The sequence below is a fragment of the Dyadobacter sp. SG02 genome (assembly GCF_900109045.1).
Taxonomy (GTDB): Bacteria; Bacteroidota; Bacteroidia; order Cytophagales; family Spirosomataceae; genus Dyadobacter.
Window position 1 is genome coordinate 534,933 of the sequence record NZ_FNYL01000003.1, and the last position, 16,128, is coordinate 551,060.

Sequence of the window (16,128 nt, forward strand, 5' to 3'; positions counted from 1 at the left end):
ATTTTCAGGGGATCATTCCGTATTTAGCCCGGGCCTGCGCTTTCGACATGCCGTCGAAATGCCACCATTCCGTGGTATTGACCTTGAATCCCACCTGGGTCATCACTTTTCGTAAAAGCTGGCGGTTTTCAACTTGTTTGACCGTCAGCTTTCCTTTTTTCAGCATTTCCTGCTCGGAGCGCGGATAAGCCAGCGGTCCGAAAAAATCGAATTTCGTGCCCATATCGAGTGGAATGCCTTTTTCGTCAACCACGGTAAGGTCGATAGCGCACCCGAAATTGTGGTTTGAACCGATCCTGGGATCAGCTACATATTGTGTTTTGCTGCGTGCAGGGATTTTTAAGTGATCCAGCGCATCCCAAAGATCGTACTGGGCGGAATTAGGACGTGCGGCGTCGTAGACCAGCAAGCGGTATCCCGGCTTTTCCTTTTGGAGTAATGCATTGGCTTTGGCAAGTCGTCTGGCCATTTCAGGTTGCAGGTACGCACGCGTAAGCTCGCCGTACACATCACGCCCGATGAAGTTGTCGGTAGTCGAGTATTTCAGTTCAACCAAAATTTTCGGGTCCGCTTTTTGAACATCTACCAGGCCCCGCTCAATCATTTTTTGCTCGATAAGCGGCAGTGATTTAGATGATTGGGAGGTAGTTTCAAATGCCGGGAGGGCGGCTAGCAGCAGATAAAAGGCAGTTTTGAGCATAAAAAAATATCCTTGCAAAGGCTGCAAAGATATTCTTTTTGCTGAATCGGGAAGAATGGCCTAGTATCGTTTGATATTGATGCTGGTCAGCCCGCCTTCGTAATGCACAATCACTTTTTTCGTTGCGGTGTCGAAGTTGGAGCTTCTATAATGTCCGTCCCCGATTTTGCTCAAACCCTCTATGTTTTTGGCGTTTAGCGCGCCGTCCATCCGCATTTCACAACCGACGGATTCTGGAATTTCGAGCGTTACCGAAGCTACGCCGGCTTCGATTTCGATGATCGCCACAGGCAGTTTATCGCCAACGCGGATGTCCATATCGGCAACGCCGGTGCTCACTTTCAGCTTTTCAACTTTATAGTTACTGAAATCGAAGTCACCTTTTCCGGCGCCTATGCCCAGGTCGACATTCCAAATGGGTTTTTCATTCAGCTGAATTTTTGCCTGATTCGAAACTTCCCCGTTTTTGATCTTAACATTACCGTCTTCCATTTTCAAAGTAACGGAAGCGGAATTATCCAGCTTGTTAACTGACGTATTGGATTTGAAACCAACTATTGTACTGGTAGTGGCGGCTTCGAAGAGCTTGGCAGTATTACCATTTAATGAAAAGGAACCTGCACCCCCTTCGAGGTTGAAATTGGCTTTTTGGATAAAATCCTCCATTTCGTGGTTGTAGGAGCCGTTGATCGGATGGTCGCCTTCTTTCCAATGCTCTTTTTGATAATCACTGTCTTTCTCGTCGTCGCCATCATCATCATCATTATCATCGTCATCATGGTGGTAGCCGTACTCATGGTCGTCGTCGTCATCGTCCCAGCCGAAATGCCAGTTATCGCCATGGTTATCGAATGCCTGGTGCGTTTTGTTGACGACCCCGCCAAAAACGGCAAGCGTGATAAGCAACGCAACGATGCCTCCGGAGCCACGCTCCCGGCCGGCCGCCATCAGGATCGCCCCGGCCAAAATGAGCAGTACAGGCCAGTAGGGCAGCACCAGGTCCCAATCGATATTCAACAGGTTCATGCTTCGAAGCAGCCAGATCACCCCAAGAATGACGAGCAAGCCACCCCAAACAATGCCACGTGAGTTTTTCATGATCTTATATGTTTGATCGGTTAGTATTGTCAGTATTCAGGAAGTTGCGCAACAGCAGCAGCCCGCCGGTAACGATCAGTATAATGGGCCAGAAGAAGCGGCCGAAATCGAAGGCGGTCAGTTCTTCCACCAGGAATAGTGACCCGATGACAATGAGGATCACTCCCCAGAAAATGTTTTTGAAATTCATGGCTTATATGGTTTATGGTACGATTCAGGAAGGTTAATTGACTTTAATGACGTCGTCGTCATTCTGATCAGGCTTTTTCGATTCGGGATCTTCGGGAAAATGTGTCTCCGGCGAAGAGCTGGGCGAAAAAGGCGTGTAGGGCTGCGGATCGGGGCCCGGGTCTACCGGCTCGACCGGCGGGGGCGTCGTAGGATACACGGTCGATTTATTTTCGGCCTCCTTGTCACGCTGGCGCAGGATCAGGAACGCACCCACGGCGATTAAGACGACGGGCCAGAAGTATTTTTTAAACGACCACCAGAAGGGCAGATCGTCCACCAGCATTAATCCACCGAAAAAGATCAGCACGCCACCCAGGATCATCATTGTCTGATCGGACCGCTTTTTGTCGGAGACCGGGTCGGACGGTTTGGAAGGTTCGGAGCCGAACACATTGTGGGTGGTGTAAACCTCGCCGGCAGGGCCGGTCGGCAGTACTGCCCACAGGATAATGTAGAGTAATCCGGTCATCCCAAAGCCGGGAGGCAATATCGGCAGCGCCATTACGACGAAGATCACGCGGACGATCACTACGTCAATTTGCAGATACTGAGCGACTCCCGCACAAACTCCCCCGAAAACTGCCTGGTCAGGTATACGATGCAATTTCTTTTCCATGATTAGTTTAGTGTTTATTTGTAATCAAAGGTAGTAGGTAATGCAAGATACTGTAAACCGGAAAATTATTATCGGCGAAAGGGCGTGTTAAGCGGATATTTTTAGTGAGAATGTGATTTAAATGGGCGAAAAGCGGCGTTATTGCTCTTCGAGCGCTTCCAGGATGTCCATCATCGAGCCAAAATCCTTATAACCGGGACGGATTTCTTCGCTCCCACGCAATGCGATACCGATGCCTGGCAGTAGCTCGGTAAGGGCGCTTACCGTAAATTCATTGTCGAGCCCGAAGCCGACGAGTATAGGATAATCTGCTTCGACGGTGCCTAAAACCTGCATCCAGGATTCGGATAGCTCTGCTTCGTCGTCGCTTTCCAGCAGGAAATGTGTCACCTCACCTTCATAACGGCTCAGGATCGGCACAATTTCGCCGGAATCATAGAGGTCGACACTGACGCGTAGCAGCAACGGTAATGCAAGCTCGGAGCGGAGATAATTAAGCAAGCCGGGGTCATTCACCTGTACGGCATGCACGGGATAGTCGGCCAATGCACTCAAAATGGCATCCGGATCGGATTTGGCCGTCTCAGCAACGAGCGTCACACCGGCCAGCCAGGAACAGATATCCTCGAATTTTTTGGGAGAAATATAATTGGGAGAATCTTCGTCAATAGAAAAACCAAGCATTTCAACGCCCATTCCCGCACAGTAACGCGCGTCGGAGAGGTTGGTAACATTGCTGATTTTTACGGTTTTAGTAAGCATTGAAATGGTACTATGTATGTCAATTATTTAGTTAAAACTTCCTCTTCTTGTAGTAAGCCCCGAAGACTTATGTCTGCGTCAAGAATTGTCCAATGAATGCCCGATTGAGATATGGTATATTGGTCCAGATCCCAATCCTCAGCTTTTTCCAAAAATGGGAAAGAGGATAATGGTCTGGTAATTACTCTCTTATCGTTTAGGATGAAAAGTGCCAGATCTAGATCTCTCGCGAAACCAAAGTGGCGGATCTGTAATCCGCTATCCAGTATCATACGATCCATATCATCCGCAATGTCAATTACGTCATCGTCGCCAGCCTCGCTAAGAAGAGTTTGAAGCTGTTTACTTATTGAAGGCGTGATGCCAGGCTTGAATGATTTTTTCATAGTTGCAGACGATTATATCCAAAATGGCTCTCATTTCATTTTTCTTGAAACCATGGTTATAGGAAACTTCAATATCCGGAACCAAGACAACTCTCGCATTACATTTGCCTTTTTCAACGTGAATATGAACCGGTTCGTGCTCATTCATCCAGAAGAAGAAGCGGAAACCATTAATGTATAATACCGTTGGCATATCAAAATTAGCTAAAAAGTGGCAGAAATGAACAAAGGCGAAGACGGGGCGCTTACGCGGCCTGTTCTTCGCCAAGGTCGTAATGAGGAATGTTGAGTCTGCTACTTACTTCGCCGAAAACTTATACTTCGTAGTAGTCTTATAAGTCTCGCCCGGGTTCAATGTTGTGGTCGGGAACTGAGGTTGGTTCGGTGAATCGGGATAATGCTCGGTTTCGAGGCATAGGCCGAAACGTTTGGAATAGGTAGCGCCTTTGCCGGTCAGTTTGCCGTCGAGGAAGTTACCGGTGTAGAACTGAACGCCCGGTTCCGTGGTGAATACTTCCATGACGCGGCCGCTTTCGGGATCTTTCACGGTTGCAAACTGTACCAGACCGTCGCCGCTGCGTTTCAACACCCAGCAATGGTCGTAGCCGCCGCCGGCTTTGATCTGCTCGTCATCGGTTTTATCAATTCCGGCACCTACTTTGGTGGCTTTGCGGAAATCGAATGGCGTTCCTTCCACGGCGCGGAGTTTGCCCGTCGGGATCAATGTCGTATCCACAGGGACGATGCTATCCGATTCAATGGTCACTTCGTGGTCGAGAATGTCGCGTTTCAGGCCGGTAAGGTTGAAGTACGAGTGGTTGGTCAGGTTCACGACGGTTGGCTTGTCGGTAGTCGCGGTGTAGTCGATCGTCAATGCGTTTTCATTATCGAGCGTGTAAACCACTTTCACGGTCAGATTGCCCGGATAACCTTCTTCCATGTCCTTACTGGTGTATTCCAGTTGCAGCCCTACCACCGAATCCTGCTTGATTTCGGTCGCTTTCCAAATTACTTTATCGAAACCTTTTGTACCGCCATGCAATGCATTCGGGCCATTATTGATCGCGAGCGAGTACTCCTGTCCATTCAGTTTGAATTTTCCTTTCGCAATACGGTTGCCGTAACGACCTACCAGCGCACCAAAGAACGGGTGGCCGCTCAAATAGGGAGCCAACGAGTCGAAGCCCAGCACTACATCCGCCCATTGGCCGTCTTTGTCCGGTGCGGTAAGTTTGGTGATGATCCCGCCGTAGTTGGTAATGTTGACGGTCATGCCGTTGGCGTTGGTCAGTGTGTAAAGGTCAGCCTGCTGGCCGTCGGGGAGCTGGCCGAAAGCCTCTTTGGAGATAGTACTGATCATTTTTTCTTCATTCTTGGTTTTTGAGCAGCTGAAAATGGCCAGGCCAACCAGCGCGGTGAGTAAAAAAGGGATTCTTCTCATAGTCAAAGGTTAAGAGTTTGTGTAAATGGTCAGATTATGCGAGCGCAACTTCCTCGGTACCGTCGGTGATTTTCACCCGGTAGCAAGGCAAGTCGATTTTGTATTTTTCAAGATAAGCCTGCTTCATTTTGGCTTCAAAAGCCTCCACAGCCTCCTTTTTAACCAGATTGATCGTGCAACCTCCGAAACCGCCGCCCATCATGCGCGCGCCGAGTACCGAATCGTCGTCTAATGTCTGGGCAACAAGGAAGTCAAGTTCCGGGCAGCTCACTTCATATTCATTTTGCAGTCCGAAATGGGTAGCATACATTTTTTTACCAAAATCTGGGAGGTTACCCTGCACAAGCAGGTCGCAGGCATCCTGCACGCGCTGGATTTCTTCGGTCATAAACTTGGCCCTGCGGTACACCACATCGCCCATTTCTTCCTTATGCGCTTCCACCAATGCAGGTGTAGCGTCGCGGAGGCTCAGCACTTTCGGGTCGTATTGTTGCAAAATGGCGGTCGCTTTTTCACACTCCTGCCGGCGGGTGTTGTATTCCGAGCTCGCGAGCGAATGTTTCACGAGTGTATCACAAAGCACGATCAGGTAGTCGTTCATCGGGAACGGAAAGTACTCGTATTCCAGCGAGCGGCAATCGAGACGGATCACCGATTCTTCCTTGCCAAATGCCGAAGCGAACTGGTCCATAATGCCGCATTGAACGCCTACATACTCATTTTCGGCCTTCTGTGACATTTTTACAATGCTGAAACGGTCGAGGTTCAGCCCGTAAATTTCGTTCAGTGCAAACAACAGACAGCATTCCAGTGCCGCCGACGACGAAAGTCCGGCGCCTACCGGTACATTACCGCCAAATGCCGCCTGAAAACCACCGATTTTCAATCCCTTCTTCTGGATTTGCTCTACAATACCAAGCTGGTAATGCGGCCACGACTTTTCCGGTTTGGAAAGATCGTCCAGTGAAAACGAATAGGTCTGATCGAGGTCCGCGGCGTAGAGGATCACCTGGTCATCTTCCCGCGGAGCGATGACGAAATACACGGCCTTATCCACGGCGGCGGGCAGTACGAAGCCATTGTTGTAGTCGGTATGCTCGCCGATGAGGTTAATGCGGCCCGGTGAGCGGAACACGCGCACGGTTTCGCGGGTGGCAGTCCCAAATTTCAAAAAATACTTATCCTGGATACCCTCTGCGATATCGGTTTCTGTGAGTAACATTTCAGTTTCGGTCGGTTTAATAGCCTTTTACAAGGTTCACTTCATTGGCGATGGCCGCGCCGTTTTCTATTGCCAAAATATTGTTCAGAAATAAATCTACTTTGCCCATGTGCTCATTTTTGTGCCCGCCACCGGTGTGTTGGGTGAGAACCACATTGTCCATTTGCCAAAGCGGGCTGTCGGCGGGCAGTGGTTCAAGCTCGGTCACGTCGAGGACGGCACCGTCCAGTTTCCCGGATTTCAACGCGTCGATCAATGCATTTTCATCGGTAGTGCTGCCCCGTCCCACGCTGGCGTAAACGCTCCCGTCTTTCATGGCCGAGATAAATTCCGCATTCACAAAATGCTGGGCAGTCCCCGGTAGCGTATTGATCACCAGATCGGCGTACGGCAGTTCATTGAAAAGATCTTCTTTACTGCGGAGATCGGCCTCCTGGGAGGTACGCGCCATTAAATGCGTAGTACAGCCCAGTCCTTTCAAGATCGCATTCACCGATTGTCCGATCGTTCCGGCGCCCAGTACGATTACATTCTGTTTGTACAAAATCTTCAATTCGGCGCGCAGCGGCGTTCCGATCCACTCGTTTTTCTGCTTCAAAAGCGTCAAGCGATCGATCCCGCGATATAATGCGAGTACGCCACCCACGATCGACTCGGCGCACGGGCGCGCAAACCAGTCGCCCATATTGGCCGTTTTGATGTGCTCGGGAATCGCCACGGAGGCGTATTGATCAAACCCGGCGGAGTCAAGTTGCCAGAATTTCAGATTGGCGGGGATGTTTTCAAACCAGGCTACCGGCGGGTTGCCGAGGATGTAGTCGGCGCTGGCAAACCAGGATTTAAGCTCTTCATTACTGGCCGCCTCGGTGCGGAAGTGGATCTGGTGCTGCGGGGTAAGCGCTTCGCTCAGTTTGGCATTGAGCGAGCCGTCGAGTAAGGCGTGGCAGTATATGATCATCTATTGTTTTTGTTTAAAGAAGCAAGGTAAAATGATTTACCTGTAATATCTGCTTATCAGATGGTGAAATGGGGCCTTATCCTCGACAGTCGGGACGGTTTCAAATCTTTTTCAGGATTTTCCGGGCCCTCGACTGAAATGCGGCCTGCTCATATTCAACCGATTCTTCCAAAAATACCCGCAGCTCTTTCTGGATTTCCGGGTAAATTTTAGAAAGGTTAAATAGAATAGTCAGGCAAAATGTGCGGATAGCAATGGCTAGCTGGCGGTTGGCGATAATGCTAAATGCTGCGTCCATCAACTCACCGTGGAACTCGTCGGGAATGCTGATTTCCTGCAAAATGCGTGCGCTGTTACGGATCACTGCATCATGAATATCTGTCCGTTTCAATTGGCTCACCAGCACGCCTATGTACGGGCGGATCAGCTCCGGGTGCTCGCGCGTGGCTATGCTCACGCTGTATGCGGAGCGTTGCGCGAGACGGACTTCATCGGATTCGAAGCAATGCATCAGCTGCCTGAATGCGTCCTCCGAGGTGCAGGCGTACATCGCCACTTCCGTAGCTTTCCGCTTCGACTGGTAGGGATCGGCGAGCAATTCTTCCTTGATATTCATGATATTGAGCGGTCTAAATGCAAATGCCCCACGTTTCGGCAGGGCATTCGCAGACATTAATGTAAGTCAGATCAATTATTTAATCTCACCCACCATGTCTTCCGGTTTAACCCATGCGTCAAACTCTTCCGGCGTCAGGTAACCCAGCGCAACTGCAGTCTCTTTCAGTGTAGAGCCGTTTTTATGAGCAGTCTGCGCGATTTCGGCAGCTTTATAGTAACCGATTTTGGTATTCAATGCGGTCACCAGCATCAACGAGTTGTTCACGTGCTTCTTGATATTCTCATGCAAAGGCTCGATACCCACCGCGCAGTTATCGTTGAACGACACGCACACATCGCCGATCAAACGGGCCGAATGCAGGAAGTTGTAAGCCATCAACGGTTTGAAAACGTTCAGCTCGAAATGGCCGTTGGAACCGCCGATGCCGATCGCTACGTCGTTACCCATTACCTGTGCCGCTACCATGGTCATGGCTTCGCATTGGGTAGGGTTCACCTTACCTGGCATGATAGAGCTTCCCGGCTCATTGTCAGGGATATGGATTTCGCCGATACCCGAGCGCGGGCCCGACGACAGCATGCGGATGTCATTACCGATCTTCATCAGGCTTACCGCAACGGTTTTCAATGCGCCGTGCGCCTCCACGATCGCGTCGTGTGCGGCTAATGCTTCGAATTTGTTTTCGGCCGTAATAAATGGCAGGCCGGTCAATGCGGCTATGTGGCGCGCTACATTTTCGGAATATCCCGCCGGCGTGTTAATACCTGTTCCCACGGCGGTACCGCCCAATGCGAGTTCCGAAAGGTGTGCCAATGTGTTGTGAATGGCTCTCAAACCATGATCCAGCTGCGAAACGTAACCTGAAAACTCCTGGCCTAAGGTCAGCGGCGTAGCGTCCATGAAGTGCGTACGGCCGATTTTAACGACATTTTTAAATGCTTCGGATTTTGCTTTCAGCGTGTCGCGCAGTTTTGCAATACCCGGAATGGTCACGTCCACCAGGATTTTGTAGGCCGCAATGTGCATCGCGGTAGGGTAGGTGTCGTTCGATGACTGCGATTTGTTCACATCGTCGTTCGGGTGCAAAACCTTGGTTTTATCCGCCAGCTCGCCACCTTGCAGCACGTGCCCGCGGTAGGCGATCACCTCGTTGCAGTTCATGTTCGACTGTGTTCCCGAACCGGTTTGCCACACTACTAATGGAAACTGGTCGTCGAGCTGATCAGTGAGGATCTCGTCGCAAACTTTACCGATGAGGTCACTTTTTTCCTGTGGAAGAATGCCGGCTTCGAAGTTGGTGATGGCAGCCGCTTTTTTAAGGTATGCGAAGGCCTTGATGATTTCCTTCGGCATTTTATTGATATCCTGTGCGATAGGAAAGTTCTGGATCGAGCGTTGCGTTTGGGCGCCCCAGTATACATGCGCAGGCACCTGCACCTCGCCCATCGTGTCTTTTTCTATACGGTATTCCATTTTTGAAGCAGAATGATAATGTAATTGAACAATGTGCGGTAAAGTTAGGATCGGGTTTGCAGTTTCTGGAGTTTTTTGTGGATAAATGTTCATGTCTGAAAAAAGAATGTTTAGATTGACCGACCTGTATCCTAAACACCGCTTTTCATGACACCTAAAATCAGTATTTATCCCGACTACGCGCTCATGAGTTCCGCCGCCGCCGAGCGCGTGATCGACCTGATGAACCACAAACCCGGGTCGGTGATCTGCTTCCCGTCGGGTAGCAGCCCGAAAGGCATGTTCGACGCATTGGTAACCGCCAACCAGAACGGCCGCGTCGATTTCTCCAAATGCGTTTTCATCGGCCTCGACGAATGGATAGGCCTCGGCGCCGGCGACGACGGCAGCTGCCGCGACCTTCTCGACCGCGATTTCCTCAAACCGATTGGCCTCCGCCCGGATCAGATCGTCTTTTTCGACGGCAAAGCATTCGATCCTCAGGCCGAATGCGACCGCGTCAACAAAATCGTGGAAAGCCTCGGCGGGCTGGATCTCATCATATTAGGTGTGGGCATGAACGGTCACCTCGCCCTCAATGAGCCGGGCACATCCTGGGATACTTACGCCCACATTTCCGAGCTCGATACGATTACAGTAGAAGTAGGTCAAAAGTATTTCAAACAACCTACCACACTTACACGCGGCATTACCGTCGGTATCCGGCACATTCTCGAAGCCCGCTCCGCTATTTTGCTCGCATCAGGTGCATCCAAAGCCCCCGTAATCCAGCGAGCGCTTGCATTTCCTGTTTCGAAGGATTTCCCGGCGACGGTTTTGCAGAATCATTTGAATGCGGAGTTTATACTGGATGCGGATGCTGGTGAGTTGATTTCGTAGATCAAAAAATGCGTTTTACAAATTCACTTTTTAGGCTATTATTTCAAGCAGAAAACAGATATTTTATCCTACTGAGCCACTAATTCCTTCCTGCTTCACTGAATTCGCGGCTTCATTTCCCACCGAATGCCCTTCCCGCCTAAATTTGACGCAGTTCTTTGTGAACGCCCGTCAATCGGGTTGGTGGTTTTTGCGTTTGGTGCCCTCAGCCAAAATCGAGCAAAACAAAAAGGAACCGTGTGCAATTCACGGGCAGTCGTGCTACTGTAAGTATCCGCTCTGAGCATTCAGGGCCAATTTTTACCCTCGCGTCCCATTGCAGCGCCCCGGCGCGGCGAGAAGGGCGGTAAAAATGATACGAGCCAGGAGACTTGCCATCATCCTCAATGGCTTTTCCCTCACGGGTGGGGAGCAGTCAAGTATTGATTTACCACATTTTATTGCAGTGCCACAGCTTCCCGGCAGGTTCGGGGAAACTGTATGGGTTCGTTTCGCAGGGTAGCCGCGTGTTGCTGCGATGGGATGAAGTACCGGCCAGCGTCCGAAAGAGACGTTCGCAGGGATGGGAGGGTGTTTTCACAGGGTTTTTATTAACTCTTTAAACACAAAAAATTATGTTGTCACACAACCTCGGCTACCCGCGTGTGGGAAGCCTTCGTGAGCTCAAAAAGGCCAACGAGCAATTCTGGGCGGGTACGATCGACCGCGATGCATTGCAGAAGATTGCCCGCAAAATCCGCCACCAGAACTGGGAAACCCAGCAGAATGCAGGCATTACCCTAGTTCCCTCCAATGATTTTTCGCTTTACGATCATGTGCTCGACACGTCGCTGATGACAGGCGCCATTCCGGAGCGTTACCACCAGTTGCTCGATGGCAAATCGAACAAGGAGCTCGATCTCTATTTCGCAATGGCCCGCGGTTACCAGAAGAACGGGCTGGATATCAACGCGATGGAAATGACCAAATGGTTTGATACGAACTACCATTACCTCGTTCCTGAGTTTGTGAAAGACCAGAAGTTCAAGCGGTATTCGGAGAAGGTGTTGCTGGAATTTGAAGATGCATTGCAAAAAGGTATTGTCACTAAACCGGTATTGCTGGGGCCGGTTACCTATTTGCTTTTGGGTAAAGAAAAGGAAGAAGGGTTTGACAGGATCGACTTGATAGATAGTCTTCTGCCTGTTTATATATCCATATTAAAAGAACTTTCCGCAAGAGGTGCCGAATGGGTACAGCTTGACGAGCCTGGGTTGGTGCTGGATTTAAATGAAAAAGAGAAACTGGCGTTTTTGAGTGCATATAGCCAGATCAGGGAAGCGTTGCCGAAGCTGCGCATTCTGGTAACCACCTATTTCGGGCCGTTGGAAGATAACCTTGCCATTGCCACCGCTTTGCCGGTTGACGCATTGCATATCGACCTGACGCGCGGCGCGGAGACATTTCCGCAAATCCTGGCCGATGAAGCGTTTGTTGCTTCTGCTAAAAAACTTTCGCTGGGCGTTGTCGACGGCAGGAATATCTGGAAAAATGACTACCGCAAGTCGCTGGAATGGATCGTGGCGGCGGTAAATGTGCTGGGCGAAGAGCGGGTTTGGGTCGCACCGTCGTCGTCGCTGCTGCATAGCCCTTATGATCTTGACCTCGAAAAGAATGAAGCGGTACTGACGCAGGAAATCAAAAACTGGCTGGCATTTGCCAGGCAGAAACTGGGGGAAGTGGCCACTTTGGCGAGGCTGGCTACGCTGTATTATGCTGAGGATGCGGATTACCTGGTCAACCAGGAAGCAATCGATAGCCGCCGCACCTCCGCATTGATCCATAAACCGGCTGTTAAGGCAAGGGTCGGCCAAGTGGATGATCGAGATTTCGAAAGACAGAATGCATTTTCGGTCCGGCAGGCCATTCAACTGGAAAAACTGAAATTGCCAATGTTCCCCTCGACAACTATCGGTTCATTCCCGCAGACGGACGAGGTAAGGCAGCTCCGTGCGCAGTTCAAAAAGGGCAGTTTAACATGGGAAGAATATGAAACCCGCATTCGGGCAGAGATCGTAGATTCGTTGCGTTGGCAGGAAGAACTGGGTATCGATGTACTGGTGCATGGGGAGTTTGAGCGGAATGATATGGTGGAGTATTTCGGCGAGCAGCTCTCGGGGTTTGTTTTTACCCAAAACGGCTGGGTGCAGAGCTATGGTAGCCGGTGTGTAAAGCCGCCGATCATTTATGGAGATGTGGAACGAGAGGAACCGATGACGGTGAAATGGTCGGCATTTGCGCAGGCTAATTCTGAAAAACTGGTGAAAGGAATGCTGACGGGCCCCGTGACGATCCTGCAATGGTCGTTCGTGCGCGATGATCAGCCGAGGAAGGACACTACATTCCAGATTGCGCTGGCGATCCGCGATGAAGTGGTGGATTTGGAAAAAGCGGGTATTAAAGTGATTCAGATCGATGAGCCCGCTATCCGGGAAGGGCTGCCGTTGCGGAAGCACGCATGGAAATCCTATTTGAAATGGGCCGTCGACGCATTTCGCCTGAGCGCCGCAGGCGTGGCCGATCAGACGCAGATCCACACGCATATGTGCTACTCGGAGTTCAATGACATTATCGATTCCATCGCAACGATGGATGCCGACGTGATCACGATCGAAACGTCACGGTCGCAGATGGAGTTGCTCGATGCATTTGCGCAGTTCAATTATCCGAACGAAATCGGCCCGGGCGTGTACGATATCCACTCGCCGCGGGTACCGACCGTGGACGAGATGATCCTCCTGCTCGAAAAGGCGTTAAAGGTAATCCCGGCGCGAAACTTGTGGGTTAACCCCGACTGCGGCTTGAAGACCCGAAAGTGGCCGGAAACCGAAGCCGCTTTGCGTAACATGATTTCTGCGGCTAACTTGCTGCGCGAATCGGTCGCGGTCGCAGGGTAGCGACCGCGGCCATTTAGGGTCAGGTGTGGTCAGGAATGGTCATTTGTTGTAAAGTGTTTTCAGGGATAGCCAGGTATTGTTATGTATAATAGGAATGTCAGTGCTGACCCGGACCTTTTGACCATACCTGACCATACCTGACTACACCTGACTACACTTGACTACACTTGACAATGCCTGACCCGACTGTTACGATACCATAAACCGTTATATTTTGACATTAGAAGAAAGAATTTCCGCCTCGGAAACCCGCGTTTTTAAAACTGTTTTTCCAAATAATACCAATCATTACGATACGCTTTTCGGCGGTACCGCGCTGTCGATGATGGACGAGGTCGCTTTCATTGCCGCTACAAGGTTTTCCAGGCTGCGCTGCGTGACGGTATCATCCGACAGAATCGATTTTACGCACCCCATTCCCGCGGGGACTATCATCGAGCTGGTGGGGCGCGTCGAGACCGTCGGGAATACCAGTATGAAAGTTCGCGTCGATATTTTCGTAGAGAAAATGTACGAGGTAAACCGTGAAAAGGCGGTGACGGGGATTTTTACATTTGTGGCGCTCGATGAGCACCATAAGCCTACCAAAATTCTGTGAATTCCGGTCATCGAAAGTTGAATCCGGTTACAAAGAACTGTCGAGGAAATTGTACAATTTATCATACGGCATTAAATAATGTAATGAAAAATGCAGGCATTCGAAGTCGTTCATAATTAGTGAATTAGAATTCGTTCGTACAGCGGATCTGTTAACATTTCGTTATCGCGGCTTTTTATTTGACTGATTCCGAACCGTTTAATAGCATTATGTCGGGAATTAGCTGGCTTCGTCGCGTTGCAGCATTGCTCAAAATGCTTATCTTGCACGCTTTTGAACGGTGTATGCCAAAACTGTACACATTATTCTAACCACGCTTTAATGAAAATTTTAGGTATCTCGGCTTTCTATCATGACTCGGCCGCAGCGCTCATTGATAATGGTGAAATTGTTGCCGCAGCACAGGAAGAGCGTTTTACACGCAAAAAGCACGACCCGGGTTTCCCCTCCAACGCAGTTGCCTTTTGCCTCGAATACGGCGGATTATCTATCAACGAACTCGATGCAATTGTCTTTTACGACAAGCCGCTGCTCAAATTTGAAAGACTACTAGAAACCTACTATGCATTTGCGCCCAAAGGCGTTCGGTCGTTCCTGACCGCGATGCCGGTGTGGATCAAGGAAAAAATGTTCCTGAAACGGCTCATCAACGAAGAGCTGGAAAAGTTGGGTTACGATAAGAAGAAAAAAGTCAAAATGCTCTTCCCCGAGCACCACCTCTCGCACGCGGCGAGTGCATATTACCCATCTCCGTACGAAAAATCGGCTATCCTGACGATCGATGGGGTGGGCGAATGGGCAACGGCGTCGATCTGTCTGGGTGAAGGGAAAGACATCAGCATTCTCAAAGAGCTGCGTTTCCCGCATTCGCTTGGGTTGCTTTACTCCGCATTTACTTACTTCCTGGGTTTCCGTGTGAATTCGGGAGAATATAAGCTGATGGGCCTCGCGCCCTATGGCGATCCATCTTCACCGGACATTAAGCGTTATGAAGATATTATCCTGAAAGAACTCATCGACCTGAAAGAGGACGGATCGGTTTGGCTCAACCAGGAATATTTCGACTATGCTACCGGGCTGAAAATGGTGAACGAGCACAAATGGGAGGCACTTTTCGGGTTTAAAACCCGCAGGCCGGAAGACGCGCTCGAAGCGATCCATTGTAATTTGGGCCTCGCGATCCAGAATATTACCGAAGAAGCGGTAGTAAGGATGGCCAAAGAAGCCAAACGCCTTACTGGCGCCGATTACCTGTGTATGGCTGGCGGTGTTGCATTGAACTGTGTATCAAACGGTAAGCTGCAAAAAGCCAATGTTTTCAAAGATATTTTCATCCAACCCGCGGCGGGCGACGCAGGCGGTGCGTTAGGTGCGGCCCAGGCGGCATATCATATTTATTTTGGTCAGGAAAGAAACATTACCTGGAAGGCCGACGCCATGCGCGGGTCTTATCTGGGGCCTACTTTCTCCGACCTCGACGTGGCATTGACCGCCAAGAAATACAAGGCGCATTACACTTACTACGAGAATTTCAAAGACCTGACCCAGGAAGCAGCAAGGCTCTTATCGGAAGGCAATGTAGTAGGCTGGGTGCAGGGCCGGATGGAATTCGGGCCGCGCGCATTGGGCGGACGCAGTATTTTGGGCGACCCGCGTAATGCCGAAATGCAGAAAAAACTGAATTTGAAGATCAAATACCGCGAATCTTTCCGGCCTTTTGCGCCATCGGTACTGGCGGAGGATTGCCAGGATTACTTCGATTACGACGGTATCTCACCTTATATGCTGCTGGTTCACCCGGTGGCGGAAAGCCGCAGGAAGCCGGTTCCCGCGAATTACGGTTCGCTGGATCTGCGCGAAAAACTCTACTTCGAGCGCTCAGACCTGCCTTCGATCACGCACATCGATTATTCGGCGCGTATCCAGACGGTACACAAGGAAACCAATCCGCGCTACTACGACCTGATTGATTCCTTCAAGGCATTGACGGGCTACGCGGTGATCGTGAATACGAGCTTTAACGTACGCGGGGAGCCCATCGTTAATACGCCTAATGACGCCTATCGCTGCTTCATGCGTACGGAAATGGATTACCTGGTAGTAGGCAACTATATTTTTGACAAAAAGCAGCAGCCCGAATGGCTGGAAAAAGATAACTGGAAGGAAGAATTCGTCCTTGACTAATCCACTTTCATTGAGCGCTCAATAT

Annotated in this window: 16 protein-coding genes and 1 riboswitch; of the genes, 4 read left to right on the plus strand and 12 right to left on the minus strand. The window is 50.2% G+C overall.

The window, feature by feature from the left end; translation table 11 throughout:
• Window positions 1-4: 4 nt before the first annotated feature.
• The 12 genes from BMW93_RS09390 to fumC form a co-directional block, all read right to left on the minus strand.
• The gene (locus BMW93_RS09390; RefSeq protein ID WP_090375092.1) at window positions 5-700 is read right to left on the minus strand and encodes a M15 family metallopeptidase; all 696 of its coding nucleotides are present in this window, start codon (window positions 698-700) and stop codon (window positions 5-7) included.
• Window positions 701-760: 60 nt separating this feature from the next.
• Window positions 761-1,798: a LiaF transmembrane domain-containing protein gene (locus BMW93_RS09395; protein ID WP_090374949.1), complete on the minus strand. Its 1,038-nt coding sequence runs from the start codon at window positions 1,796-1,798 to the stop codon at window positions 761-763.
• Window positions 1,799-1,802: 4 nt separating this feature from the next.
• Complete coding sequence (locus BMW93_RS09400) at window positions 1,803-1,988, minus strand: LiaI-LiaF-like domain-containing protein (protein ID WP_090374950.1); 186 nt, start codon at window positions 1,986-1,988, stop codon at window positions 1,803-1,805.
• 33 nt (window positions 1,989-2,021) lie between these two features.
• On the minus strand, window positions 2,022-2,645 hold the full coding sequence (locus tag BMW93_RS09405) for a PspC domain-containing protein (protein WP_090374951.1): 624 nt from the start codon (window positions 2,643-2,645) through the stop codon (window positions 2,022-2,024).
• Between the two features lie 138 nt (window positions 2,646-2,783).
• The gene (locus BMW93_RS09410; protein WP_090374952.1) at window positions 2,784-3,407 is read right to left on the minus strand and encodes a hypothetical protein; all 624 of its coding nucleotides are present in this window, start codon (window positions 3,405-3,407) and stop codon (window positions 2,784-2,786) included.
• A 23-nt stretch (window positions 3,408-3,430) separates the two neighbouring features.
• Window positions 3,431-3,793: a DUF2442 domain-containing protein gene (locus tag BMW93_RS09415; protein ID WP_229240306.1), complete on the minus strand. Its 363-nt coding sequence runs from the start codon at window positions 3,791-3,793 to the stop codon at window positions 3,431-3,433.
• On the minus strand, window positions 3,750-3,986 hold the full coding sequence (locus BMW93_RS09420) for a DUF4160 domain-containing protein (RefSeq protein ID WP_090375094.1): 237 nt from the start codon (window positions 3,984-3,986) through the stop codon (window positions 3,750-3,752). The genes BMW93_RS09415 and BMW93_RS09420 overlap by 44 nt, the downstream gene beginning before the upstream one ends.
• A 105-nt stretch (window positions 3,987-4,091) precedes the next feature.
• Window positions 4,092-5,234: an aldose epimerase family protein gene (locus tag BMW93_RS09425; protein ID WP_090374953.1), complete on the minus strand. Its 1,143-nt coding sequence runs from the start codon at window positions 5,232-5,234 to the stop codon at window positions 4,092-4,094.
• Between the two features lie 34 nt (window positions 5,235-5,268).
• Entirely contained in the window at window positions 5,269-6,456 is a 1,188-nt protein-coding gene (locus BMW93_RS09430) for a galactokinase (RefSeq protein ID WP_090374954.1), read from the minus strand.
• A gap of 16 nt (window positions 6,457-6,472) precedes the next feature.
• Entirely contained in the window at window positions 6,473-7,414 is a 942-nt protein-coding gene (locus tag BMW93_RS09435; protein WP_090374955.1) for a D-2-hydroxyacid dehydrogenase, read from the minus strand.
• A gap of 100 nt (window positions 7,415-7,514) precedes the next feature.
• Window positions 7,515-8,030 (minus strand): hypothetical protein, encoded by a 516-nt coding sequence (locus BMW93_RS09440; protein WP_090375095.1) that lies wholly within the window; start codon window positions 8,028-8,030, stop codon window positions 7,515-7,517.
• Window positions 8,031-8,105: 75 nt separating this feature from the next.
• Window positions 8,106-9,506 (minus strand): class II fumarate hydratase, encoded by a 1,401-nt coding sequence (fumC, locus tag BMW93_RS09445; RefSeq protein ID WP_090374956.1) that lies wholly within the window; start codon window positions 9,504-9,506, stop codon window positions 8,106-8,108.
• Window positions 9,507-9,653: 147 nt separating this feature from the next.
• On the opposite strand from fumC, the gene BMW93_RS09450 reads away from it, so the two are divergent.
• The 4 genes from BMW93_RS09450 (at window position 9,654) to BMW93_RS09465 (ending at window position 16,103) form a co-directional block, all read left to right on the plus strand.
• Complete coding sequence (locus tag BMW93_RS09450; protein ID WP_090374957.1) at window positions 9,654-10,385, plus strand: 6-phosphogluconolactonase; 732 nt, start codon at window positions 9,654-9,656, stop codon at window positions 10,383-10,385.
• A gap of 170 nt (window positions 10,386-10,555) precedes the next feature.
• A riboswitch (cobalamin riboswitch) is annotated at window positions 10,556-10,779 on the plus strand.
• Between the two features lie 220 nt (window positions 10,780-10,999).
• A complete protein-coding gene (metE, locus tag BMW93_RS09455; RefSeq protein ID WP_090374958.1) occupies window positions 11,000-13,321 on the plus strand; it encodes a 5-methyltetrahydropteroyltriglutamate--homocysteine S-methyltransferase in 2,322 nt (773 codons plus the stop codon).
• Window positions 13,322-13,535: 214 nt separating this feature from the next.
• Window positions 13,536-13,919 carry an acyl-CoA thioesterase gene (locus BMW93_RS09460; protein WP_090374959.1) on the plus strand — a complete coding sequence of 128 codons (384 nt, stop codon included), beginning with the start codon at window positions 13,536-13,538 and terminating at the stop codon, window positions 13,917-13,919.
• Between the two features lie 321 nt (window positions 13,920-14,240).
• Complete coding sequence (locus BMW93_RS09465) at window positions 14,241-16,103, plus strand: carbamoyltransferase (RefSeq protein WP_090374960.1); 1,863 nt, start codon at window positions 14,241-14,243, stop codon at window positions 16,101-16,103.
• Window positions 16,104-16,128 lie beyond the last annotated feature (25 nt).